This is a genomic window from Polynucleobacter sp. MWH-Spelu-300-X4, assembly GCF_018687515.1.
Classification (GTDB): Bacteria; Pseudomonadota; Gammaproteobacteria; order Burkholderiales; family Burkholderiaceae; genus Polynucleobacter.
In genome coordinates, this window is the sequence record NZ_CP061294.1 from 150,613 (window position 1) to 175,668 (window position 25,056).

Consider the following 25,056-nt stretch of genomic DNA (forward strand, 5'->3'; position numbering starts at 1 on the left):
TGAGCAAGGAATAAAAAGGCCTGTATTTTTACAGGCCTTTTTTAATTTAGCTTAAGTTTTTAAGGTTTACTAAAAATACTGTCAGGCAATTTAGACACCAGGTCATAGGTCATGGAAATGTGCGAGCCTAAAAGCTTCGTGCATAGCTTGGTATCTCTATTAAGAGCGGCTGTTTTAAGCGCTTCATGTTCAGCGTGAACATCGCGCTCGTTATCCTTGCGATAGCGCATCGCAATGCGGCGATAACGCTCTGAGTGGTGATACAAAATACCAATGAATTGCAAAATCCAACGAGAGTGGCAAGCTGAAACTAATGCAGAGTGAAACTCTTCATTGCGTTGTTCCCATTCTTCGAAAAAGCTGTCAGCTTCGTCTTCTGCTGTTTTGCCTAATTTTTTCTCAGCTAGAGTTAAGCGGTGATAGGCTGCAATGACGTCAGCCTCCCATTTATCGTTGCCATTCGTAATCGATTGGGTAATCGCTTGGGTTTCAAGCATCACGCGCATTTGGGTAATGTCTTCAAAGTCAGCGATGGACATTGGGCTTACCGTAAAGCCTTTTTGACCTTGTGTAAAAACAAGACTATCTGCCACCAATAAGGCAAGCGCTTCACGCAATGTGCCGGCACCTACGTTGTACCTATCTTTTAAATGCTCCACCCTTAGTTTGGTTGATGGTGGATGGACGCCATTAATGATGTCTCGGCGTAGTTTTAAATACGCACCTTCAACAAGGGTTTTAGGTTCTGGTTCTTTGGGAACAAAAGAGGATTGGGGAACTAAATGCATGATTTTTATAATTTGTTTCGTTTTCCTAATAATATCGATATTTTCTGATTTGTTGAGCCATTTTCTAGAGAATTTAAGTAAATTTAGGGAAAACACTCATTGCAGTAAACCGTAGGATATTCAAAAATAATCTCGAGATTACTTGTTACAATCGAGATAAAAATGAGCTTCAAGGTTTTAATAGAAGATACCCAGGAAGAATATAAATGCAGAGAAGATCAGCATTTACTTGCTGGTATGGAAGCTCTTGGTCGTAAAGGCATTCCTGTTGGATGTCGTGGTGGTGGTTGTGGCGTTTGCAAAATTGAAATTACTAGTGGCGAGTACACGAAAAGAGTGATGAGTCGTGATCACGTGACTGTTGAAGACGAAGCCCGCGGTTGTGTGTTGGCTTGTCGAGTGAAACCTAAATCCGATATCACTTTAAAAGTGGTTGGGTTGATGAAGAAAAATGTAGTTCGTGGTGCGGAAACTAAATAAATAGTTGAAGTTAAATTAAGTAAATAAGTTGTATCAAAAAGATTAAACGTGTGTTGTAACCAATTAAGGAGATCATAAATGGCAATGACCGGTGTTTTGCGTCCAGGACACGCTCAAATTCGCGTGTTAGATATGGATGAGTCCGTAGATTTTTATACCAACGTGATGGGTTTGAAAGAAACAGGTCGCGATAAAAGCGGTCGTGTTTACTTTAAGACTTGGGATGAACGTGATCACAACAGTGTGATTCTGCGTCAAGCAGATCGTGCTGGTTTAGATTTCTTTGGTTTTAAAGTTGAGAGCAAAGAAGAGCTTGAGAAGCTTGATAAAGCTTTGCAAGCTTATGGCGTGAAGACTGAGCGTATGCCAGCTGGTGACTTATTAGAAACTGGTGAGCGTGTTCGTTTTAAAGCCCCAACAGGTCATACATTTGAGTTGTATGCTGAAAAAGGCTATGTAGGTAATGGCTTAGGTGATATCGCTCCAGAGGCTTGGAATCCTGATCAAAAAGGTATTTCACCAATCCGTATGGACCATGCTTTGTTATACGGTAAAGATATCGACGGCACAAGAAAGTTATTTGAAGATGTTTTAGGTTTCACGCTAACAGAGCGCGTTAAGTTAGAAGATAAAACAACTGACTTGGCAGCCTTTATTACATGTTCTACAAAAGCTCACGACTTGGCGCTTGTGCGTCACAGTGAAGATGACAAATTGCACCATGTTTCTTTCTTATTAGAGACTTGGGAGCAAGTGTTGCGTGCTGCTGACATCATGAGTATGAATCGCGTATCAATTGATATTGGTCCTACTCGTCACGGTATTACACGTGGCGCGACAATTTATTTCTTCGATCCATCTGGTAACCGTTTAGAAACATTCTGCGGTGGTTATGAGTGTTACCCAGATATGCCTGAAATCGTTTGGCCAATCGAAGAAGTAGGTCGCGCGATTTTCTATCACGATCGCAAATTAAACGAAGCCTTCTTGTCAGTGGTGACCTAATGAGCGCGTTTGTTTCTCAAAAAAGCATTAATTGCGATGCCGCTGCAAAAATCGCGCAAGGCGCGATTCAAAAAGCAGAAGAATTAGGTATCAAAATTAATGTGGCCGTAACGGACTCCAGTGGAGTCCTTATGGCTTTTTTGAGGATGCCGGGCGCCTTTTTGCATTCGATTGATATTTCAATTGATAAGGCATACACGGCAGCTAGCTTTGGGTTCCCAACAAGCCAGTGGATGAGCATTATCGAGAACGATCCTGCGTTAAGAGAAGGTATTGTTCAAAGACCAAGATTGGTTATTTTTGGCGGTGGCGTACCTGTGCGCGTAGGTGATGACCTCATTGGTGGGGTCGGCGTATCAGGTGGTTCTGCAGAAGAAGATGAAATTTGCGCTTTAGCTGGTATTTCAAAGATTTAATAATCAAACAATAGAGAAATAGAAAAAGAACATGAAGCAATTTCTAAATTACATTAATGGCGAATTTATCGCTACTGATAAGACATTTGAAAAACGCGCACCAGTTAACAATCAAGTGATTGGTATGGTTCATGAAGCTGGTGCTGCTGAAGTTGATTTGGCAGTTAAAGGCGCGCGCGCTGCGTTAAAAGGTGACTGGGGTAAATTAACAACCGTTAAACGTGTAGAAATGTTGTATGCGGTAGCGGATGAAATCAATCGCCGTTTTGATGATTTCTTGGAAGCAGAAATTGCGGATACTGGTAAGCCACGTTCTTTAGCTTCTCATATTGATATTCCACGTGGTGCAGCAAACTTTAAAGTGTTTGCCGACATTATTAAAAATGTGCCAAATGAAACTTTCCAAATGGATACGCCAGATGGTGGTCGTGCGGTTAACTACGCGATTCGTAAGCCATTGGGTGTGATCGGCGTTGTTTGTCCTTGGAACTTGCCATTGTTATTGATGACATGGAAAGTAGGTCCGGCATTAGCTTGCGGTAACACGGTGATTGTGAAGCCGTCAGAAGAAACACCTGCTACAGCGACATTGCTAGGTGAAGTATTTGAAAAGGTCGGTGTGCCTAAAGGTGTTTACAACGTGATTCATGGTTTTGGCCCTAATTCTGCTGGTGAGTTCTTGACTCGTCATCCAGGTGTGAATGGTATTACCTTCACAGGTGAGACACGCACAGGTGAGGCCATTATGGCTGCTGCCGCTAAAGGTGTTCGCCCAGTTTCTTTCGAGTTGGGTGGTAAGAATGCCGGTATCGTATTTGCTGATGCTGATTTTGATAAAGCTGTAGCAGGTATTACACGTTCAGCTTTTGAAAATTGCGGTCAAGTTTGTTTAGGCACTGAGCGTGTTTATGTACAACGTCCAATTTTCGATAAATTTGTAGCCGCTCTTAAAGAAAAAGCGGAAGGTCTTAAAGTTGGCCCATCTAATGAGCCGGGTGTTGGTTTAGGCCCATTGATTTCTGCTGAGCATAAGCAAAAAGTGTTGTCTTACTATGCAAAAGCTAAAGAAGAGGGCGCAACTATTGTTACAGGTGGTGGCGTTCCTCCAATGGCTGATGCATACAAAGATGGTCACTGGGTTCAGCCAACTATTTGGACAGGCTTGCCACAGACAGCAACCGTTGTTCGTGAAGAGATTTTTGGACCATGCTGCCACATCAGCCCATTTGATACAGAAGAAGAAGTGATTGAATTGGCTAACAATACTGATTACGGTTTAGCAACTAGTGTTTGGACAGAAAACCTTGGTCGTGCTCACCGTATGGCTGAAGCGATTGATGTTGGTATTTGCTGGATTAATAGCTGGTTCTTGCGTGATTTGCGCACAGCTTTTGGCGGTGCTAAAGGTTCAGGTATTGGTCGTGAGGGTGGTGTTCACTCATTAGAGTTCTACACAGAATTACGCAACGTTTGCGTGAAGCTTTAATACAAATTAGAAGTTTTTAAAGAAAGAAATAAACATGGCAATGGATAAAAAAATCATCACCGATTTAGGCGACGAGTTATATAACGCGTTAAAAAATCGTCAAGTGGTGGACCCGTTAAGCTCAAGATATCCTGATATGACAGTAGAAGATGCTTATGCTGTTCAAGAGCGCATGATTGCTCGTCGTATTGAAGCTGGTGAGCGCATTGTTGGTAAGAAAATTGGCGTGACATCTAAAGTGGTGATGAATATGTTGGGTGTATATCGCCCAGACTTCGGTTACTTGCTAGATGGCATGATCTACAACGAAGGTGAGTCTATTGAGTTTGACAGCATGATTCAGCCAAAAGCTGAGGGTGAGATTGCTTTTGTGTTGAAGAAAGATTTAATGGGCCCTGGTCTTAGCAATGCTGATATTTTGGCTGCTACAGAATGTGTGATGCCATGTTTTGAGATTGTGGATTCACGTATTCGTGATTGGAAGATCAAGATTCAAGATACCGTTGCTGATAACGCTTCATGTGGTGTATTCGTTTTGGGCGACAACGCAGTGGATCCTAAGAAAATTGACTTAAATACTTGCGGCATGATTCTTGAGCGTAATGGCGACATTTTCGCAACTGGCGCTGGCGCTGCTGCGCTTGGTTCACCGGTGAACTCAATTACATGGTTGGCTAATACATTAGGTAGCTTGGGTGTTGGCTTAAAAGCTGGCGAAGTTGTATTGTCTGGTGCTTTGGCAGCTATGGCGCCAATCGCTAAAGGTGATAACTTCAGAGCAACTATTGGCGGCTTAGGTAGCTGTTCAGTGCGTTTTAGTTAATAGTCGCCATGGATCTTAAGATAGCAGGCAAAACAGCTTTAGTTACCGGCTCTACAGCCGGTATTGGCTATGCCATTGCGAAAACTCTAGCTGAAAATGGCGCTCGCGTTGTTTTGAATGGTCGCACGCAGACTTCTGTTGATAAAGCGGTTGCCAAATTAAGCGAGCGTGTGCCAGCTAATTTAATTCAGGGTGTTATTGCTGATTTGTCCAACGCAGAAGGTGTTGCTAATTTGCTTAAGCAATGTCCCGATGTAGATATTTTGGTGAATAACTTGGGCATTTTTGATCCTGTGCCGTTTGAGAATATCGATGATGCCGCATGGTTTAAATTTTTTGAAGTGAATGTGATGAGTGGTGTACGTTTATCACGTCACTATTTACCAAAAATGATTGCTCGTAACTCTGGTCGCGTGGTATTTATTTCTAGCGAGTCTGGTATTTGTCCTCCTGCCGAGATGGTTCATTACGGTATGACAAAGTCTGCGCAGTTATCGGTATCTAGAGGATTGGCTGAAGTAACTGCTGGTACAGCAGTTACAGTTAACTCTGTATTGCCAGGTCCAACAAAGACAGAAGGCGCGGTGGATTTCTTCCAAAGCTTGGCAACTGCTCAAGGTATTTCTATGGAAGAGGCTGAGCGTAAATTTTTCGCAGAAGCTAGACCAACTTCTTTGTTAAAGAGATTTATCCAACCAGATGAAGTGGCCAATATGGTTGCTTATATCTGTAGTCCATTATCGGCTGCTACTAATGGAGCAGCTTTGCATGTGGATGGTGGTGTTGTGAGAAGTATTGTTTAGTAGGATTGGTTAGATTAATTAGATTTGGTTAGTGAAGTTTATTGAATAAAGGTGTTGTAATGAAAAAGATTAAATGTGCATTGATTGGTCCAGGTAACATCGGTACCGATCTATTGGCTAAATTACAAAGAAGTCCAGTTCTGGAGCCAGTATGGATGGTGGGTATTGATCCTGAGTCTGACGGTTTGAAGCGTGCTCGCGAGATGGGCATTAAGACAACTTCTGATGGTGTGGATGGTTTGTTGCCACACGTTAAAGCAGATGGCGTGCAAATTGCTTTTGATGCGACTTCCGCTTATGTTCACGCTGAGAATTCACGCAAGTTAAATGAGCTAGGCGTATTGATGATTGACTTAACGCCAGCGGCGATTGGTCCATATTGCATTCCTCCAGTGAACTTGAAAGAGCACTTGGGTAAAAAAGAAATGAACGTGAATATGGTTACTTGCGGTGGTCAGGCGACTATTCCAATGGTGGCTGCGGTATCACGCGTACAAAAAGTTACTTACGGTGAAATTGTTGCAACAGTTTCTAGCCGTTCAATTGGTCCTGGTACACGTAAGAACATCGATGAGTTCACACGCACAACAGCGGGTGCTGTTGAAAAAGTGGGTGGCGCGCAAAAAGGTAAAGCCATCATCATCGTTAACCCAGCTGAACCTCCATTGATGATGCGTGACACGATTCACTGCTTAGTAGAGGGCGAGCCAGACCAAGCGAAGATCACAGCCTCTATCCATGACATGATTAAAGAAGTACAGAAATATGTGCCTGGTTATAGATTGGTTAACGGCCCTGTTTTTGAAGGTAACCGCGTATCCGTATTTATGGAAGTTGAAGGTCTGGGAGATTACCTACCTAAATACGCTGGCAATCTAGACATCATGACAGCTGCAGCCGCTAGAACTGCTGAAATGTTTGCTGAAGAAATGTTGTCAGGTAAGTTGGTTTACTAATCAACGGCTAAAAAGAATTAGTTAAAAGGAATATGAGCATGAGTAGCTTAAAAGGTAAAAAAGTAACCGTTCACGATATGACATTGCGTGATGGTATGCACCCAAAGCGTCATCAAATGACTTTGGAGCAAATGGAAACAATCGCTTGTGGTTTGGATGCCGCTGGCGTGCCGCTAATCGAAGTAACGCACGGTGATGGCTTGGGTGGTTCTTCTGTGAACTACGGTTTCCCAGCACATACAGATGAAGAGTATTTGTCTGCTGTTATTCCTAAAATGAAAAATGCGAAGGTTTCTGCATTGTTATTGCCAGGTATGGGAACAGTTGACCATTTAAAAATGGCTCATGAGTTGGGTGTTCATACCATTCGTGTGGCAACGCACTGTACAGAAGCTGACGTATCAGAACAACATATCGGCATGGGTCGTAAGTTGGAGATGGATACGGTTGGTTTCTTGATGATGGCTCATAAAGCTTCACCAGAGAAATTGGTAGAGCAAGCTAAATTGATGGAATCTTATGGCGCTAATTGCGTCTACGTTACAGACTCAGCTGGTTATATGTTGCCAGATGATGTGAAAGAGCGTTTGACAGCTGTGCGTCAAGCATTAGATCCAAAAACTGAACTTGGTTTCCACGGTCACCACAATATGGCGATGGGTATTGCCAACTCATTAGCTGCTGTTGAATGTGGTGCGACACGTATTGATGCTGCTGCGGCTGGTTTAGGTGCTGGTGCTGGTAATACACCAATGGAAGTATTCATTGCTGTGTGTGATCGCATGGGTATTGAAACAGGCGTTGATGTATTTAAGATTCAAGACGTGGCTGAAGACTTAGTGGTGCCTATCATGGATCACGTAATTCGTATTGACCGTGATTCATTAACATTGGGTTACGCTGGTGTTTATTCATCATTCTTATTGTTTGCTAAGCGCGCTGAGAAGAAGTACGGTATTTCAGCTCGTGAACTTCTAGTTGAGCTAGGCCGTAAAGGCATGGTTGGTGGACAAGAAGATATGATTGAAGATACAGCGATGACTTTAGCAAAAGCTCGTGGTCTTATTTAATTAAAGGAAAACAAATGAAGTTAGATCAGGCAACGATTAAAAAATTAGCAGAACATTTAGAAAATTGTGAGCTAAACGCTAAAGACACAACTAAGATCACTGATGATCATCCTGATATGGATTGGGATGATGCTTACGCCATTCAAGATGAGATTAAGCGTCGCAAAATCGCGCGTGGTTCTAAGATTGCTGGCCTAAAGGCAGGTTTAACATCTCACGCCAAAATGAAACAAATGGGTGTTGAGACACCATGTTTTGGTTTCATGGCTGATTACTACGCTCTTCCTGATGGTGGCGAGTGCAAAGTATCAGAATTAATTCATCCAAAAGTTGAGCCAGAGATTGCTTTCGTTTTGAAGAAAGCTCTAAAAGGCCCAGGTTGCCATATTGGTAGCGTTTTGGCTGCAACTGACTTTGTGATTCCAGGTATTGAAGTGATTGACTCTCGTTATCGCGACTTTAAGTTTGACTTAAAGAGCGTGATTGCGGACAACACATCAGCAGCACGTTTCGTGATTGGTGGCAATCCAGTAGCCGTATCTGAAGTTGATCTACGTACAGTGGGTATCGTGCTTGAGAAAAATGGTGAGCCGGTAGCTTTTGGCGCTGGTGCAGCTGTGTTGGGTCACCCAGCAGCAGCGATTGCCATGATGGCTAATCACTTAGGCGCTCGCGGTGAAGAAATTCCTGCTGGCACATTGATTCTTTCTGGTGGCGTGACTGAAGCGGTAGCTGTTGCTGCTGGCGATAACGTGACATTGAAGATTCAAGGAATGGGTAGCACGAGCTTACGTTTCGTTTAATCCATTTTTACTCAACACATAGAAAGTTAAATATGCCATTCGCACAAATCTATTTATTAGAAGGTCGTACTGAAGAACAAAAGCGTGCTGTGATTGAAAAAGTAACTAAGGCATTGGTTGAAGCTTTAGATGCTCCTCAGCAAAACGTGCGCGTTTGGATTCACGATATGCCTAAAGAAAACTGGGGTATTGCAGGCGTTAGCGCCAAAGACATGGGTCGATAAATTTAAAATATAAGTTTATATCTATGTCAAATCTAGAGATTGCTCAGTCGATTGTTGCGGGTGGTATTAAAACTAACTATCACGATGTTGGTGAGGGTTACCCAACCTTTTTGATACACGGTTCTGGTCCAGGTGTGACTGCTTATGCCAACTGGCGTTTAACAATGCCAGTCTTATCTGAAAAATTCAGAGTCATTGCGCCAGATATGGTGGGCTTTGGATTTACTGAAAGACCTGCTGGTGTTCAGTACGGTATGGATATGTGGGTATCTCACGCTCTTGCCTTAATGGATGCTCTCAAGATTGATAAAGCTAATTTAGTTGGTAACTCTTTTGGTGGTGGCTTGGCTTTAGCTTTAGCCATCAGAAATCCTGATCGCGTTAATCGTTTAGCTTTAATGGGGCCGGCTGGTACCAAGTTTGAGTTAACTCATGGTTTAGATGAAGTATGGGGTTATCGCGGCACCTTGGAGCACATGAAGGAGTTAGTTAACTTATTTGCTTTTAATAAAAATCTGGTTAATGACGATTTAGCTAAATTGCGTTACGAAGCAAGTATTCGCCCAGGTTTCCAAGAAGCTTTTTCTGCGATGTTCCCGGCTCCTCGTCAACGTTGGGTAGATGCTTTATCGAGTCCCGAGGAAGCAATTAGAAAATTGCCTCATGAGACCTTGATTGTGCATGGTAGAGATGATGCGATTATTCCTTTATCAGCTAGTTATAAATTACTTGAGTTAATTCCTAAGGCGCAACTGCATGTCTTTGGTCAGTGTGGTCATTGGACTCAAATTGAACACGCGGCAAGATTTAATCAGCTATTATTGAACTTCTTTTCAGAAGCTAGTTAATTAAATATGAGGTTCCTAGTGTTGAACACTAAATTTGTACAAGCTGTAATCGTTCTAGCCTTAGCTAGCTTAGGTTCAGTATTTTCTTTATCAGCAATGGCAGATTCCAAGCCAACAGCTCGTGAAGAAATGAATCAGGACTTTAAAAAGCGTGGTTTGGGTGGCCAAAAGTATGAGATTGATAGAAGTCCATTGGCTTCTTATGACTACTACATGGAACGTTTGGACGCTGTTAAGAAAAAGCTAAAACTAACAGATCCTCAACAAGCTTTGTGGGCTGATTACGAAAAGCAAGTATCTGCTTTATTTTTAGATCTTAAAAAAGCTAAAGCTAGGGTTGGTGGTTCAACTGCACCACAACAAATTGGTCAGGTTTTAGGTATTACACAAAACAGATATGCAGCAATGGAAAATATCTTTGATGCATCTAAGAAGCTCTATGAATCTTTAAGCGATAGCCAAAAGAAAACAGCAGATGAAATGTTAATTACGACTGTGCCTAGTTTTGATTAAGTTAAGCATAAAAATAAATAATAAAAAAGCCCTTCAATGAAGGGCTTTTTTATTGACTGTCAGATTATTATTTGTTGATGCGCCTCATCGTATCGTCATAGTCACTTAATACTGGAAACTCTAAAGCTTGTAATGAATCAAGATTTTTTAGCCTATCTTTATATGACTCTAAAAGTGCTGTGCGCTCTTCCTGGCTGATATAAGGAACATGCCATCCGATAAATGGTGGCAAAACTGTTAAGCCAACATAAGCCATGGCGCCGCGTAGGATTGGGCGAAGAATCGTATTCATATCCCCATGAATGGCGTCTTCTCCAAACATGTGTTCTCTGCCACCTAATGTAAACGCTAGCATGCCTTTTTTGCCTTTTAAGCCACCTTGGTCATAAAAGCGTTTCCCGCCATAGCAATAGCCAGAAACAAATACCCGATCTATCCAACCTTTAAGAATAGCTGGCACAGAGAACCAATACATCGGGAAATTAAAAATTAATACATCACACCATTGCAACTTCTCAAGTTCTCCTTGAATATCATCCGCTAATTGACCATGCTTAAAGCCTTCACGTTGCTCTAGTGCGTAAACAAGGTAATCTTCCTGACTTCTCTTTTTAAAATCTTTTTCGCTAGCCACTGGGTTCCAGTTCATAGCATGTAAATCAGATACCTTAACTTCATGACCTAATTGAGTGAGGGTCTCAACAGCGGTATCTTTCATAGCGCTACAGAATGACTGTGGTTCTGGATGTGCGTGAATAATTAAAACTTTCATTGATTAACCTTTTAAATGATGGCTATTGGGGTTCATTACCCATTTTGCGTAAAGCATCGAGATTAATAATCTCAATCTCACCGTAGTTGATCTTGATATGACCATCTTCCTCAAGCTTTTTAAGCGCCATATTGCTTCTCTGTCTTGATAAGCCGGTTAAAAATCCAATCTCTTCTTGAGAAATCTTTAACGCAGTGCTCTGACCTGGATATAGCTGTTCATTGAACATACCAGCTAATATTTGCGCAACTCTTGAGTTGGTATCTAAGAAACGTTCGGATTCAATCATGGAGAGGAAGTGAAACATCCGCTCATTAATTTGATTAATGATGTAGTGATTAAATTTAATATTTTTACTAAGTAGCCACTGAAATGTTTCTTTAGGTAGGCAGGCTAAAACAGAATCTCGCATGGCGATGGCATCATAAGACCTTGGCGTGTCACCACGCACTAAAGGACTTTCTCCAAACCAGCCACCAGAAGGTATCGCCATGTAAGTAATAGACTTTCCAGTAGGTGAAACATTATTCGCTTTGATCAGACCTGACATCACGCCATACCAAAGTTCAGGTGTTTCACCTTTACGGCAAACATACTCATGTTTCTGAACTTGTTTAATCGTTAGGTCTGCGTGAACTCGGTCAAGCTCATCAGGGCTTAAACATTTAAGCCATGGAAAGTTATTAATAAAGCTGTTACTTAACATTGCATTAGGCCATTTCAATTAAGAGATCTTTGGCATCCACTTGATTGCCAGAAGAAATATGAATTTTCTTAATTACGCCATCTTCATTGGCTGTAATCATGGTTTCCATCTTCATGGCTTCAATAGACACTAAAGGGCTACCTTTTTGAACAGATTGCCCTTCTTTAACTGCTAGGGTGGCAATCATGCCTGGTAGAGGTGCTGCAACATGTTTATTGTTGCCAGTTTCCGCCTTAGTGCGACCAACTTTGGTGGCAACAGCACCACTCTTCTTAACTTTGACAGTTCGAGGTTGACCATTGAGTTCAAAGAAAACACGTACAAGACCTTCTTCATCGACTTGCGTCATACCTTGCAAGCGAATAACTAAAGTCTTGCCTGGATCAATCTCAATAGCGATTTCTTCACCAATATTGAGGCCGTAGAAAAACACAGGTGTTGGTAATAAAGAAACATCACCATTGTGTTTATGATGATTAGCAAAAGTGCTAAATACTTTTGGATACATCAAATAGGAAGCTAAATCCGCATCGGTTAAATGACGACCTACTTTATCTTCCGCTTCTTTTTTAATTGCTTCTAAATCAACGGGTGGTAAATGTGCACCAGCACGGCCATCAATTGCCACTTTATCTTTTAGGATTTTTTTACCTAATTCTTTAGGGAAACCATCAGCTGGATAACCCATTTCACCTCTAAATAGAGAGATAACAGATTCAGGGAAATTGATTTCTTTAGCAGGATCTAACACTTCTGCGGGCGTTAAATCATTCGTCACCATATAAAGTGCCATATCTCCAACTACCTTAGAGCTCGGGGTCACTTTAACGATGTCGCCAAACAACTGGTTCACGTCTGCATAAGCTTGTGAGACTTCTGACCAGCGTTGTTCAATACCCAAAGAACGAGCTTGTTCTCTTAAGTTGGTGTACTGACCACCAGGCATTTCATGAAGATAAACATCAGAAGTACCAGAGCGGATATCTGCTTCAAATGGAGAGTAGAACTTGCGTACACCTTCCCAGTAAGTTGATACAGGTCTGATTTGGTTTAAATGAATCCCTGAATCTCGATCGGAGCCTTCAGTCGAAGCAATAATGCCACCCAAGCTAGGTTGAGCAGTTAAGCCACTCATTGAGTCCATAGCACCATCAACAGCATCCACGCCCGCATTAATCGCAGCAACGACAGAAGCAATTGATGCACCGCTGGTATCGTGTGTGTGGAAATGAACCGGTAAGCCCACCTCTTCTTTAATCGCTTTAACTAAAGCAGTGATTGCTAAAGGTCTGCAAACACCTGCCATATCTTTGATACCAATAATGTGAGCGCCGGCCTTCTGTAGTTCTTTGGCCATATTGACGTAATACTTAAGATTGTATTTAGCTCGTTTTGGATCATGGATATCGCCTGTGTAGCAAATCGCAGCTTCACAAAGGGCGTTATTTTCTAAAACGGCATCCATCGAGACGCGCATGTTCTCTACCCAATTTAATGAGTCAAATACTCTAAACAAGTCGATGCCATTTTTAGCTGCTTGTTCAATGAAATAACGCACTACGTTATCTGGATAATTGGTGTAACCCACTGCATTCGATGAGCGCAACAACATCTGTAAAAGAATATTAGGAACAGCAGCTCTAATTTTTCTTAAACGCTCCCATGGGTCTTCATTTAAGAAACGCATGGAAACGTCAAATGTGGCACCGCCCCAACACTCTAATGAGAATAGTTGCGGTAAATGATGTGCGTAGTGAGGAGCGATGTTGACCATGTCATCGGTACGCATACGGGTGGCAAATAATGATTGATGCGCATCACGCATGGTTGTATCCGTTAACAAGATACGTTTCTCGTTCTTCATCCACTCGCTGAACTTCTGAGGACCTAATGCAGTTAAACGATCTTTCGTACCTACCGCTAATGAACCTGTTAAATCCTCTTTTGGTAAAACTGGATGAGCCAAGGGTAAAGCGGGTAATGTTCTGCCGGCCACCTCTGGATTGCCATTAACAGCCACTTCACTAATAAAGTTCAATAAGCGTGTGGCACGGTCGCGACGTTTTGGGAACTTATACAGTTCAGGGGTTGAGTCAATGAAACGAGTTGAGCATTCACCGGAAATAAATAATGGGTGATTAATGACGTTCTCTAAAAACTGCAAATTGGTATTTAAACCACGAACTCTAAATTCTCTTAGAGCACGATCCATACGAGAAATAGCTTCTTTCGCAGTAGGCGCTGATGCGGTTACTTTGACCAATAAAGAATCGTAGTACGGTGTAATAACAGCACCGGCATACGCAGTACCCGCATCCAAGCGAATGCCAAAGCCGGCAGCACTTCGGTAAGTGGAAATCTTGCCGTAGTCAGGAGAAAAGCCATTCTCTGGATCTTCAGTCGTTACTCGACATTGCAAAGCGTGGCCATTCAGTTTGATTTGGTCTTGGGTAGGAACGCCAGATTCAGGAGTGCCAATTTTGGCACCTTCACTAATATGAATCTGTGCTTTAACAATATCAATGCCAGTCACTTGTTCTGTAACGGTATGTTCCACTTGAATACGAGGGTTGACCTCAATAAAGTAGAACTCACCAGAATCACCATCCATTAAAAATTCAACAGTACCCGCGTGGGTATATTGAACGGCTTTCATTAAACGAATCGCTGAGTCACACAAAGAACTTCTTTGTTCTTCTGATAAGTAAGGTGCTGGTGCGCGCTCAACCACTTTTTGATTACGACGTTGTACGGAGCAGTCACGTTCAAATAAATGAACCACATTGCCGTGTTGATCCCCCATGATTTGCACTTCAACGTGACGCGCATTTGTAACTAATTTTTCCAAATACACTTCGTCGTTACCAAACGCGGCTAAAGCTTCGCGTCTTGCAACCGGTAATTCTGATTCGAGCGCTTGTTCATTTTCAATCACGCGCATACCGCGACCGCCGCCACCCCAGCTAGCTTTCAACATCAATGGGTAACCAACAGCGAGCGCTAGTTTTTTAGACTCGGCTAAATCAGTAGGTAATGGTTTGGTAGCAGGCATTACAGGAACGCCAGCTTTAACTGCGGCATTGCGCGCATCCACTTTGTTACCTAATGTGCGCATCACGCTTGGTTGAGGTCCGATAAAAATAATGCCATTTTCACGACAGGCTTCAGCAAAGTCTGGGTTCTCAGAAAGAAATCCATAGCCTGGATGAATCGCATCCACATTTGCTTTTTTAGCAATGCGAAGAATGTCATCAATATCTAAATAAGCAGAGATAGGTTTTTTACCTTCACCCACTAAATAGCTCTCATCACATTTAAAACGATGCAAAGCAAAGCGATCTTCGTTGGCATAAATACCAACCGTTTTAATACCTAGCTCGCTTGAGGCGCGCATCACGCGGATAGCAATTTCTGATCGGTTAGCAATTAAGATGCTGCGAATTTTTTTCAAGATAGAGCTCTTTAAAGAATAGTTAAATAAAAATCAGTTTTTTAAATTTACTTAGGAAGTAAATCTTCAATTAATGGGTGTGTAGCCAGTGACTAAATTTCTTGGCTAGCTGTGGCATCACCAAATAAGTCATGATCACAACCACAGCCCCAGTAATAAGCCCAGTTTTTGCTAAAAAAGGTAAGCCTTCTAAATAGGGGGCAATAAAGAACAGTAAAAATGAAACGGTTGGCCAAATACCTAACCAAGTAATCAAAGCCATCTTTGAGCGAATTGGTTTTTGCATCACCGGGGCTTCAGGTAAAGAAAACCATGCTTCAAGACCTGTCATTAGACTGTATTCAGGGTCTCCATTAAATAAGGGCTTTAGTCGTTGATGCCATAACTTTCTCTCAGGAGAAATATCCCAGCGCTCAAGATCCGCCTCGGATGCAAATTTCGTAACTACTTGATATGTATCATTTAAATCCGTTGGGGGGAGCAATTCAGCACCCAAAAACCCCGGGAAATGTTTCATGGATTCAAACATGCCTAGGATTAAGGCTTCATAGGCTTGAGCGCAGCCTTCTTTAGCTTTGCTATGAACTAGTCGCATGGCGGGGTTGGTATTAAGCATTTCTCACCTTTTTATCAATTTTTTGCATAAATCTCGATATTTTGATACAATGTTAATATAAATTTCAGAGGTTTGCTAGGACTTATTCCTAATAACCCCAAATAAAGAAAGCAAAAAATGCGCCTAGTTTCAAAACCATCGTTTGAGATTGAAAAGCCAGCACCAAAGACCTTGGTTGAAGGGGCTTATCTTGCTTTAAGAAATGACATCATTACGGGCGTTCATGCCCCATCAAGTAAATTAAAAGTTGAGCACTTAAAAGACGTCTACTCTGTTAGTGGTGGAACATTAAGAGAAGCCTTGGCTTTATTGGTGGCAGACAGTTTGGTCTACGCCGAAGGTCAAAAGGGGTTCTTTGTGAGCCCGATGTCATTGCGAGACTTCAAAGGTTTGAGATTGAAAAGCCAGCACCAAAGACCTTGGTTGAAGGGGCTTATCTTGCTTTAAGAAATGACATCATTACGGGCGTTCATGCCCCATCAAGTAAATTAAAAGTTGAGCACTTAAAAGACGTCTACTCTGTTAGTGGTGGAACATTAAGAGAAGCCTTGGCTTTATTGGTGGCAGACAGTTTGGTCTACGCCGAAGGTCAAAAGGGGTTCTTTGTGAGCCCGATGTCATTGCGAGACTTCAAAGACATCACGCAACTACGAGTGACCTTAGAAACTCAAGCACTCACTCAATCGATTGAGCTAGGTTCAGATAAATGGGAAGCAGACGTGATGGCAGCCTATCACCGCTTAGCTTTAGCTGAGAAAAAGCTGAATCTTGAAGATATCAAAGAACGCAACGCTCAATTTAATGTGTGGGAAGAGCGTAATGCTGAATTCCATGCCGCATTGGTATCCGCTTGTGAGTCACGTTGGTTATTGCAGTTCATTGGCATCTTGTATCACCAATCTGAACGTTATCGCTCCTTAGGGATTAAATATGGCACCAATTTGAAGCGTGACTTACATGCTGAGCATGAAGCGCTAAAAAATGCTGCGTTAGATAGAAACGCATCGCTGTGTTCTGACATCTTGGCAGAACACATCAGGATTACGTATCAATTATTTGAAGGATTGCCTGAAGATGTTTTTCAGGGAAAAGACATTAGCCTAGCTAGTTAAGAACAACAGAAACAAACATTTATTAAGAGGAAGCTATGAAACAAGTTAAACATTTCATTAACGGTGAATTTGTTGTTGGTAGTGGTAATAAATTTTTTGATAAACGCTCACCAGTTGATAACAAAGTGATTGCTCAGATTGCTGAAGCCAATCAAGCTGACGTCGATGCTGCTGTGAGAGCTGCTCATGACGCGTTGAACGGCGAGTGGGGAAAGATGACAGTCGATCAACGTGTTGAAATGTTGTACGCCGTTGCTAATGAGATTACTCGTCGTTTTGAAGATTTCGTGGCTGCTGAAATGGCTGATACGGGTCAACCTAATCATGTGATGCGTCATGTATTTATTCCACGTGGCGCGGCTAACTTCAAAGTATTTGCGGACGTGGTTAAAAACGTTGCAACAGAAGCTTTCACAATGTCTACGCCTGATGGCCGTGGTGCTGTGAACTACGCTGTTCGTAATCCTAAAGGTGTGGTGGGTGTGATTTCTCCATGGAATGCGCCATTCATGTTGATGACTTGGAAAGTGGGTCCAGCATTAGCTTGCGGTAACACAGTGGTTGTAAAACCTTCTGAAGAAACACCAATGACAACTGCTTTGTTAGGTGAAGTCATGAATGCGGTGGGTATGCCTAAAGGTGTGTTTAACGTGGTGAACGGTTTCGGTCCTGATTCTGCTGGTGAGTTCTTAACGCATCACCCATTGGTGGATGCGATCACCTTCACAGGTGAAACACGCACAGGTACAGCGATCATGAAAGCTGCTGCAGAAGGTATGCGCGACATTTCATTTGAATTAGGTGGTAAGAATGCCGGTATCGTTTTCGCAGATGCTAATTTTGATGATGCTGTGAATGGTATTTTCCGTTCAGCCTTCTTAAACTCAGGACAAGTTTGTTTAGGTACTGAGCGTGTATATGTAGAACGTCCTATTTTTGATAAATTTGTTGCTGCATTAAAAGCTAAAGCTGAACACGTTAAATATGGTCGTCCAGAAGATCATGGTTCAGACTACGGTCCTTTGATTTCAGCAGAGCACAAACAAAAAGTGATGTCTTACTATAAGAAAGCTGTTGATGAAGGTGCGACTGTTGTAACAGGTGGTGGCGTGCCAGATATGTCAGCTGATCTTAAAGAAGGTCACTGGGTTCAACCAACGATTTGGACAGGATTGCCAGAAACAGCTTCAGTTGTTCAGGAAGAAATTTTTGGACCATGCTGCCACATCCGCCCATTTGATACAGATGAAGAAGTTATCAAATTAGCGAACGACACTAAATATGGTTTAGCAACAACTATCTGGACAACGAATTTGGCTAGAGCTCATACAGTTGCCGCAAAAGTAGATGTGGGTATTACTTGGGTTAATAGTTGGTTCTTGCGTGACTTAAGAACTGCATTTGGTGGTTCTAAACAATCAGGTATTGGTCGCGAAGGTGGCGTGCATTCTCTTGAGTTCTACACAGAGACTCGCAACATTTGCGTGAAGCTTTAAAAAATCAATAAGCAAAAAACCAAATAAAAAATAAAGAACATCAATAAAGACCAGATCAAAGGAATACACGTGGCATTAACGCTAACTATTAATCAAGATGACATCAACACATTGTGTGATCGTGTTGAAGGTGCGCAAGAGGGCGCCTATGCCATACAAAAATTAACGGATGACTATCCAAGTATGACCATCGATGATGGTTATGCTGTTCAAGCTGAGTTAAGAAAACGCTATTTAGCTAAGGGTCATCAGTTGGTTGGTTGGAAAGCCGGTTTAACTTCAAGAGCTAAGATGGAGCAAATGGGTGTACATGTGCCATCGATTGGTTTCTTGACTGACAAAATGACTAGAACAGAGGATGTGGGTATCAAAACATCTGAAATGGTTCATCCACGCGTTGAGTGCGAAGTGGCTTTTGTGACGAACAAAGATCTTAAAGGCCCTAACTGCACATTATTAGATGTATTGGCAGCAACAGACTATGTATTGCCAGCAGTTGAAATCATTGACTCTAGATTTTCAGGATTCAAATTTGATTTAGCGAGCGTTGTTGCTGATAACGGTTCTTCTGCGCGATTTGTTACAGGTAAAAACAAAGTAAACCCACAAGGGCTTAATTTGCAAAAAATTGGCGTAGTTATGAAAAAGAACGGCCAAGAAATTGCTAGGGGTGATTCGTCTGCTGTTTTGGGAAACCCTGCTGAAGCGATTGCGATGTTGGTCAATATTTTGGCTGAGCAAGATGAATACTTGCCAGCTGGTAGTTTTGTTATGAGTGGTGGTATTACGGAAGCGTTTGCAGTTCAACCCGGTGATGAAATCACTGCGGAGTTTGAAGTATTAGGGAATGTCTCTATGACGTTTGTCGCATAAATGACATAAAACGCAAGAGATAGTAGTTAGAGTGTCGATGTACGGTAGTCAACTAAAGGATAAACAAGATGGCAAAGATTAAATGCGCATTAATTGGATCTGGAAATATTGGTACAGATCTAATTTACAAATTGCAGCGTAGTGAGTTTTTAGAACCAGTATGGATGGTGGGTATTGACCCAGAATCTGAAGGTTTAGCAAGAGCCCGTGATATGGGTCTTAAAACAACCGCTGAAGGCGTAGATGGTTTATTGCCACACGTTTTGGCCGATGGCATTCAAATTGCATTTGATGCAACTTCTGCCTATGTCCATGCTGAAAACTCACGCAAGTTAAATGAGCTAGGCGTGTTAATGGTGGACTTAACACCTGCGGCGATTGGACCTTTGTGCTGCCCTACAGTTAACCTAGAGCAACACGCTGCTAGCGGCGAGATGAACGTGAACATGATTTCTTGCGCTGGTCAGGCGACGATTCCTATCGTTTACGCCGTATCACGTGTGCAAGAAGTTCCTTATGCAGAAATTGTGGCCAGCTTGGCTTCTAAATCCATCGGTCCTGGTACACGCGCCAACTTGGATGAGTTCACTTACACAACATCAGATGCCGTATGTAAAGTAGGTGGCGCTAAAAAAGGTAAAGCCTTAGCGATTATTAATCCAGCGGATCCTCCTATGATTATGCGTAACACCATTTACTGTTTGACAGATGGTGAGCCAAAGCGTGAAGAAATCAAAGAGTCTATTTTGCGCATGATTGGTGAAGTGCAGAAATATGTACCTGGATATAAATTAGTTAATGGCCCGGTATTTGATGGCAATAAAGTTTCTGTATTTATGGAAGTAGCAGGTCTTGGTGATTACTTGCCTAAATACGCAGGTAACTTAGACATCATGACAGCGGCAGCTACAAGAACTGCTGAATTGTTTGCTCAGAACATCATGTCTGGCAAAGTTCAACTAAAAGCGACTAAATCTGTGGAGGCAAAATAATGTTTGAGATCGATCACCTCAAGGGTAAGAAAGTTATTCTTCATGACATGTGTCTTCGCGATGGTATGCACGCTAAGCGTGAACAAATCAGCGTTGAGCAAATGGTTAAAGTGGCAACTGCGATGGATGAGGCAGGTATGCCGTACATCCAAGTTACTCACGGTGCAGGTTTAGGTGGTAACTCTTTGCAACACGGTTTTGCATTAAGCCCTAATGAAGAGTACATCAGTGCTGTTGCATCAAAAATGAAAAAAGCAGTTGTATCAGTTCTATTGATTCCTGGTTTGGGAACGATGAGAGAGTTGAAGTCTGCTTATGAAGCGGGTGCTCGTAGCGTGCACGTGGCAACACACTGTACTGAAGCTGATACATCTCCTCAACATATCGCTTATGCGCGTCAGTTGGGTATGGATACAACAGGTTTCTTGATGATGGCTCACTTGCACACTGTTGAGGGTTTAGTGCAACAAGCTAAGTTAATGGAATCTTATGGTGCGCAAACGGTATACATCACCGACTCAGCTGGTTACATGTTGCCGAATGATGTGAAAGCGCGTGTACATGCATTACGTCAAGCATTAAAGCCTGAAACAGAAATTGGTTTCCATGGTCACCACAACATGGGTATGGGTATCGCTAACTCGATCGCTGCGATTGAAGAAGGCGCTACGCGTATTGACGGTTCAGTAGCAGGTTTAGGTGCTGGTGCTGGTAATACACCATTAGAAGTATTTGCTGCTGTATGTGAGCGTATGGGTATTGAAACTGGTTGCGACTTATTCAAACTCATGGATATCGCTGAAGAAATCATCGTACCGATGATGGATCACATGGTGCGTGTGGATCGTTCATCATTAACTTTAGGTTTCGCGGGCGTGTATTCAACATTCTTGTTACATGCTGAACGCGCAAGTAAGCGTTATGGCATTCCTGCTCGTGACATTTTGGTTGAGTTGGGTCGCAAGAAAATGATCGGCGGTCAGGAAGACATGATCGAAGACACGGCGATGACAATGGCTAAAGAGCGTGGCATTATTTTTAAAGAGTCTGTTTAAAAAAGCCACCAATAAAACAGTAGGGTAGTTATACCTATTTAAAAAGGCTAACCGAGGGGTTAGCCTTTTTAATATCTAGAAATACTAAGTATCAGTAGTAATAATTGATTCAGAAGCTGAATGAATAACCAAAAATGCTTAAAAAACAGTCAATTATGATTTTTAGTAAGAATTTAAGTTTTTGAAGTGTTCAAAGGGTGAGATTTCCTTGAAAAACAAGGGTTTTATTAGCTAAAAACGGCAGTTCTTAGGGTATATACGCATTGTTGCAAACCCCAAAAAATAGAAAAATAATCTCGAGATTAAGTCAATAAGTCGGAATTTTTATGAACTATGAATTTTTAAAAACTACTGGTGCCATATTAATGGCAAGTGCTTTGCTTTCTGCATGCGGAAGCAAGTCTGAAACTTCTGCAAAAGAAGTTACTCCAGAAACACTTTCTACTCGTGTAGATCAATTCCAAGGCGCAGCTGCTAATCAAAAAGTAGCTGTCATTGTTGGCAAAGATATTGTGGGAGTGATTCCTCACGATGGTGCTAAGCCAACACGTGTTGAGATTAAAGGTACTGCATCTTTAATCGATGTGGCTACCTGTGCAGACGGCAGTTTTGTCGCGCTTGATTTTTATCGCAAAGTTTGGACTTCAACGGATGACGGTCAATCATGGACATCTAAAGCAACGCCAGGTACATGGAGACCATTAGGCGTTACTTGTGGCCCTGCTAACAGCTATTGGGTCGTTGGTAGCAATTCAACGATTGCTAATAGTAGCGATCGTGGCACAACATGGAAAACTGATTCAACTGGTGAAGATGCCATGTTTAATACAGTTCAATTTATTGATGCGCAAAACGCTGTTGTAACAGGCGAGTTCGGCGCAGTTAAACGCAGTAGCGATGGTGGTAAGTCTTGGGTAACTAGCAGCATTGGCCCAGAGTTCTATCCATACGCAGCGTTGTTCGTATCTCCACAAGAAGGTTATGTCACAAGCTTAACTGGCACGATCATGCGCACTAAAAATGGTGGTGGTTCTTGGGAAAAAACAAAAAATGACACCGGTCTTTCACAGTTTGGTTTAGCTAATGTTGGCGGACGTGTTTACAGCGTTGGCTTAGGTGGTGTTGTGTTGCGTTTGGATGGCAACCAATGGGTGCCTGTGAAGATTGAAGGTTTTGGCGCGCCTTTCTTAAAAGGTGTTGTAGCAGTTAAAGGTGGCTTCCTTGTGGCTGGTGGTAACGGCGCATGGAAAGTAGTAACTGTTAAGTAATCAGCAAAGATAAAGATTAGGAATTAAAAAGTGAAAAAGAAACTAACCCACATACTCCACGTTGGCGAAGAATGGCTATTCGCTAACCCTAAGATTGTTCTTTCAATTATCTTTGCTATTAGTGTTGCCTTTGCTTCATTGCTACCTAATTTGCGCATGGGCACAGACTTTGATGATCTGTTACCGCAAAACCATTCATTCATTCAATTGCATAACCAAATCAAAGGTGACTTTGGTGGTGCAAGTGCGGTTGTAGTGAGTGTTGAAGTTAAAGATGGCGATATCTTCACTAATGACACACTAAGTTTGATTGATAACTTGACGCAAGGTGTTGATAGTTTGCCTGGTGTTAACCATAACTTGGTTAGCAGTTTGACACACCGTACGACTCGTAAGATCACATTGGATGAAACAGGCAACATTAAGTCTGCTCTGTATTTTGATCCAGCTTCACCAAATTTATCACCTGCAGAACTAGATCAAATGCGTCGTGATGTGATGGCTAATCCACGCGTCTATGGTTTGATGGTTTCTCCAGACATGAAGTCAGCCATCATCAAAGGTCAGATGAACGAAGGCGGTGATATTGACTACCGTAAAACATTTGCTGAGTTATCTGAGTTGCGCGCTAAATACGCGAATGACAAAGCAAAAATTCACGCAACTGGTTTGCCAGTTCTAACAGGTTGGGTTTACACATACTTAAATCAAATTTTGCAGATTTTGCTTTATACAGCTGCATTAATTTTTGGTTTATTGGTTGTTTACTTCCGTCGTTTCTACGGTGTGGCATTGCCTTTGTTAGGCATCTGTTTATCATCAGCTTGGGGCTTGGGCTTCATGACAATTTTGGGTTACACGCTTGACCCATTGTCTATGCCAATCCCATTCTTGATTGCCGCTCGTGCGACATCGCACGGTGTGCAATTAGTAGAGCGTTACTACTACGAATTAGAAATTACGAAGAGCGGTAAAAAAGCAGCGCGTAATGCATTGGACGCTTTGTTTAGACCTGGTTCATTGGCGATTACGATTGACGCGATTGGTATTTTCGTTATTTGTTTGGGCGCAGCACCGATTAACATCAAGTTAGGTTACTACGCTGGATTCTGGGGCTTCTCTGTGATCTTCACAGTTCACTTCATGGTTCCATTGTTCTTGACGATTTTGCCAGAGCCTAAGAAGAAAGAAAACAATCGTTCAGCGACGACTGCTGTTCTTTACAACATGGCTAAATTTATTGTTAACCCATTGAATGTGAAGATTGGTTTGATTGGTACAGCGTTAGCAGTAGTTGTGGCTAGCTTCTTCGTAGCTCAAGTGAAGTTTGGTGAGTCTGAGCCAGGTTCTCCAATATTGAACCGCACTCATGACTACAACATTTCTGCTAAATCTATTAACGAACATTTCCCTGGTTCAGAAGAGTTATTCGTTGTAGCAAGAACAAAAGATCAGAACGGTATTCAAAGACCAGAAGTTGTTCACGCGATGGAAAAATTTGGCGATCAAATGATGGCTAGAGATCCAGAGTTGGGTGGATACAAAGCTGTTCCTGGTTTGATTCGTCAAGTGAACATGTTGACTCACAGTGGTGATCCACGTTGGGCACAAATTCCTGATACACAAATTGAAGTTGCTGGTTTGATGTCTGCTTATGAACTATCTAGCCCGATTCCTGGTGCGATGAAAGAGTTCATGAATCCAGAAGGTACAGATGCTGTTTTAGCTTTCTTCTATAAAGACCACCAAGCAACAACATTGAAGCGTGTGGTTGATAACTCTAAAGAGTTCATCAAAGGTATCAACGGTACTGTTGAAAACTTCGAGCTCTTATTAGGTGGCGGCATCATTGGTGTGAGCGCTGCGATCGACGAAGAAAACTTCCATGACACGATGTTGATTACACCAATCGTGATGTTGATGGCCTTTATCTTCGTGATGATCTATTACGAGTCATTGCATGCTGGTTGGTTAATGATTTTGCCGATGTTATACGCAACGATCTTGACTTACGGTTATATGGGCTTCATGAACATTGGTATTAGCGTGAACACGATTCCTGTGATTGCGGTGGGTGTGGGTGTTGGTATTGACTACGCTGTATACATCATGGACCGTATTCGTGAAGAGTATGAAGAGTTACATGATCTTCGTGAAGCTGTTCTACGTGCATTGAGCACAACAGGTTTAGCGGTTGGCTTCACTGCGGCGACATTGATTGCTGGTGTGATTATGTGGGTGATCCTATCTGACCTACGTTTCCAATCAGACGCTGCTCTATTGTTAACAGTGATGTTGGCCTTGAATGCTGTAGCGGCGGTTCTTTTAGTACCGGCTTGGGTCATGGCATTTAAACCTAAATTCATCACGGGCATTCACCGTGATGAAGACGGCATCTTGCAAAACGATTGAAGCAAAACCAAAGCAAGAAAGAACTAAGAAATATAAATAGTGGAAAAAAAACAACACTATTAATAAACAAGTAGTAGAGAAACAGTAG

25 protein-coding genes are annotated in these 25,056 nt (G+C 42.2%); 20 read left to right on the forward strand and 5 right to left on the reverse strand.

All coding sequences use genetic code 11. The annotated features are described in order from the left end of the window. Positions 1-59: 59 nt before the first annotated feature. Positions 60-788, reverse strand: a complete 729-nt coding sequence (locus tag ICV01_RS00830) for an FCD domain-containing protein (RefSeq protein ID WP_215287794.1) — start codon at positions 786-788, stop codon at positions 60-62. Between the two features lie 162 nt (positions 789-950). On the opposite strand from ICV01_RS00830, the gene ICV01_RS00835 reads away from it, so the two are divergent. The 12 genes from ICV01_RS00835 to ICV01_RS00890 all read left to right on the forward strand — a co-directional run bounded on the left by ICV01_RS00835 (position 951) and on the right by ICV01_RS00890 (position 10,215). Continuing rightward, complete coding sequence (locus ICV01_RS00835) at positions 951-1,268, forward strand: 2Fe-2S iron-sulfur cluster-binding protein (protein ID WP_215287795.1); 318 nt, start codon at positions 951-953, stop codon at positions 1,266-1,268. Between the two features lie 78 nt (positions 1,269-1,346). Beyond that, complete coding sequence (locus ICV01_RS00840; protein ID WP_215287796.1) at positions 1,347-2,273, forward strand: catechol 2,3-dioxygenase; 927 nt, start codon at positions 1,347-1,349, stop codon at positions 2,271-2,273. Continuing rightward, positions 2,273-2,689 (forward strand): heme-binding protein, encoded by a 417-nt coding sequence (locus ICV01_RS00845; RefSeq protein ID WP_215287797.1) that lies wholly within the window; start codon positions 2,273-2,275, stop codon positions 2,687-2,689. Before ICV01_RS00840 ends, ICV01_RS00845 begins: the two co-directional genes overlap by 1 nt. A 31-nt stretch (positions 2,690-2,720) precedes the next feature. Continuing rightward, positions 2,721-4,175 carry a 2-hydroxymuconic semialdehyde dehydrogenase gene (locus ICV01_RS00850; RefSeq protein WP_215287798.1) on the forward strand — a complete coding sequence of 485 codons (1,455 nt, stop codon included), beginning with the start codon at positions 2,721-2,723 and terminating at the stop codon, positions 4,173-4,175. Positions 4,176-4,215: 40 nt separating this feature from the next. After that, a complete protein-coding gene (gene dmpE, locus ICV01_RS00855) occupies positions 4,216-4,998 on the forward strand; it encodes a 2-oxopent-4-enoate hydratase (protein WP_215289056.1) in 783 nt (260 codons plus the stop codon). Positions 4,999-5,006: 8 nt separating this feature from the next. Next, entirely contained in the window at positions 5,007-5,801 is a 795-nt protein-coding gene (locus tag ICV01_RS00860; protein ID WP_215287799.1) for an SDR family NAD(P)-dependent oxidoreductase, read from the forward strand. A 59-nt stretch (positions 5,802-5,860) separates the two neighbouring features. Next, positions 5,861-6,757, forward strand: a complete 897-nt coding sequence (locus ICV01_RS00865; protein ID WP_215287800.1) for an acetaldehyde dehydrogenase (acetylating) — start codon at positions 5,861-5,863, stop codon at positions 6,755-6,757. A gap of 38 nt (positions 6,758-6,795) precedes the next feature. Further along, entirely contained in the window at positions 6,796-7,827 is a 1,032-nt protein-coding gene (gene dmpG / locus ICV01_RS00870; RefSeq protein WP_215287801.1) for a 4-hydroxy-2-oxovalerate aldolase, read from the forward strand. 14 nt (positions 7,828-7,841) lie between these two features. Beyond that, complete coding sequence (dmpH, locus tag ICV01_RS00875; protein ID WP_215287802.1) at positions 7,842-8,630, forward strand: 2-oxo-3-hexenedioate decarboxylase; 789 nt, start codon at positions 7,842-7,844, stop codon at positions 8,628-8,630. Continuing rightward, the gene (locus ICV01_RS00880) at positions 8,630-8,854 is read left to right on the forward strand and encodes a 2-hydroxymuconate tautomerase (RefSeq protein WP_256440726.1); all 225 of its coding nucleotides are present in this window, start codon (positions 8,630-8,632) and stop codon (positions 8,852-8,854) included. Before dmpH (ICV01_RS00875) ends, ICV01_RS00880 begins: the two co-directional genes overlap by 1 nt. Before the next feature lie 23 nt (positions 8,855-8,877). Continuing rightward, complete coding sequence (locus ICV01_RS00885; RefSeq protein ID WP_305848912.1) at positions 8,878-9,702, forward strand: alpha/beta fold hydrolase; 825 nt, start codon at positions 8,878-8,880, stop codon at positions 9,700-9,702. 18 nt (positions 9,703-9,720) lie between these two features. Beyond that, the gene (locus ICV01_RS00890; protein ID WP_215287804.1) at positions 9,721-10,215 is read left to right on the forward strand and encodes a Spy/CpxP family protein refolding chaperone; all 495 of its coding nucleotides are present in this window, start codon (positions 9,721-9,723) and stop codon (positions 10,213-10,215) included. A gap of 67 nt (positions 10,216-10,282) precedes the next feature. On the opposite strand, the gene ICV01_RS00895 is transcribed toward ICV01_RS00890, so the two are convergent. The 4 genes from ICV01_RS00895 to ICV01_RS00910 all read right to left on the reverse strand — a co-directional run bounded on the left by ICV01_RS00895 (position 10,283) and on the right by ICV01_RS00910 (position 15,760). Beyond that, positions 10,283-10,987, reverse strand: coding sequence for an NAD(P)H-dependent oxidoreductase (locus ICV01_RS00895; protein ID WP_215287805.1), 705 nt, complete (start codon positions 10,985-10,987; stop codon positions 10,283-10,285). A 22-nt stretch (positions 10,988-11,009) separates the two neighbouring features. Then, a complete protein-coding gene (locus tag ICV01_RS00900) occupies positions 11,010-11,693 on the reverse strand; it encodes a Crp/Fnr family transcriptional regulator (RefSeq protein WP_215287806.1) in 684 nt (227 codons plus the stop codon). Between the two features lie 4 nt (positions 11,694-11,697). Beyond that, positions 11,698-15,147, reverse strand: a complete 3,450-nt coding sequence (locus tag ICV01_RS00905; protein WP_215289058.1) for a pyruvate carboxylase — start codon at positions 15,145-15,147, stop codon at positions 11,698-11,700. 67 nt (positions 15,148-15,214) lie between these two features. Then, positions 15,215-15,760, reverse strand: a complete 546-nt coding sequence (locus ICV01_RS00910) for an antibiotic biosynthesis monooxygenase (RefSeq protein WP_215287807.1) — start codon at positions 15,758-15,760, stop codon at positions 15,215-15,217. Between the two features lie 117 nt (positions 15,761-15,877). Here ICV01_RS00910 and ICV01_RS00915 point away from each other — a divergent pair, with 117 nt between their 5' ends. The 8 genes from ICV01_RS00915 (at position 15,878) to ICV01_RS00950 (ending at position 24,968) form a co-directional block, all read left to right on the forward strand. Continuing rightward, positions 15,878-16,207 carry a GntR family transcriptional regulator gene (locus tag ICV01_RS00915; RefSeq protein ID WP_215287808.1) on the forward strand — a complete coding sequence of 110 codons (330 nt, stop codon included), beginning with the start codon at positions 15,878-15,880 and terminating at the stop codon, positions 16,205-16,207. Beyond that, positions 16,180-16,872, forward strand: coding sequence for an FCD domain-containing protein (locus ICV01_RS00920; protein ID WP_251369359.1), 693 nt, complete (start codon positions 16,180-16,182; stop codon positions 16,870-16,872). Before ICV01_RS00915 ends, ICV01_RS00920 begins: the two co-directional genes overlap by 28 nt. A gap of 35 nt (positions 16,873-16,907) precedes the next feature. Continuing rightward, the gene (locus tag ICV01_RS00925) at positions 16,908-18,368 is read left to right on the forward strand and encodes a 2-hydroxymuconic semialdehyde dehydrogenase (RefSeq protein ID WP_215287809.1); all 1,461 of its coding nucleotides are present in this window, start codon (positions 16,908-16,910) and stop codon (positions 18,366-18,368) included. Between the two features lie 69 nt (positions 18,369-18,437). Further along, a complete protein-coding gene (gene dmpH / locus ICV01_RS00930) occupies positions 18,438-19,241 on the forward strand; it encodes a 2-oxo-3-hexenedioate decarboxylase (protein WP_215287810.1) in 804 nt (267 codons plus the stop codon). 68 nt (positions 19,242-19,309) lie between these two features. Beyond that, positions 19,310-20,233: an acetaldehyde dehydrogenase (acetylating) gene (locus ICV01_RS00935; RefSeq protein ID WP_215287811.1), complete on the forward strand. Its 924-nt coding sequence runs from the start codon at positions 19,310-19,312 to the stop codon at positions 20,231-20,233. Next, positions 20,233-21,288 carry a 4-hydroxy-2-oxovalerate aldolase gene (gene dmpG, locus ICV01_RS00940; RefSeq protein WP_215287812.1) on the forward strand — a complete coding sequence of 352 codons (1,056 nt, stop codon included), beginning with the start codon at positions 20,233-20,235 and terminating at the stop codon, positions 21,286-21,288. The genes ICV01_RS00935 and dmpG (ICV01_RS00940) overlap by 1 nt, the downstream gene beginning before the upstream one ends. A gap of 326 nt (positions 21,289-21,614) precedes the next feature. Continuing rightward, on the forward strand, positions 21,615-22,556 hold the full coding sequence (locus ICV01_RS00945) for a YCF48-related protein (RefSeq protein ID WP_215287813.1): 942 nt from the start codon (positions 21,615-21,617) through the stop codon (positions 22,554-22,556). Positions 22,557-22,586: 30 nt separating this feature from the next. After that, entirely contained in the window at positions 22,587-24,968 is a 2,382-nt protein-coding gene (locus ICV01_RS00950; RefSeq protein WP_215287814.1) for an RND family transporter, read from the forward strand. The last annotated feature ends 88 nt before the right edge of the window (positions 24,969-25,056 follow it).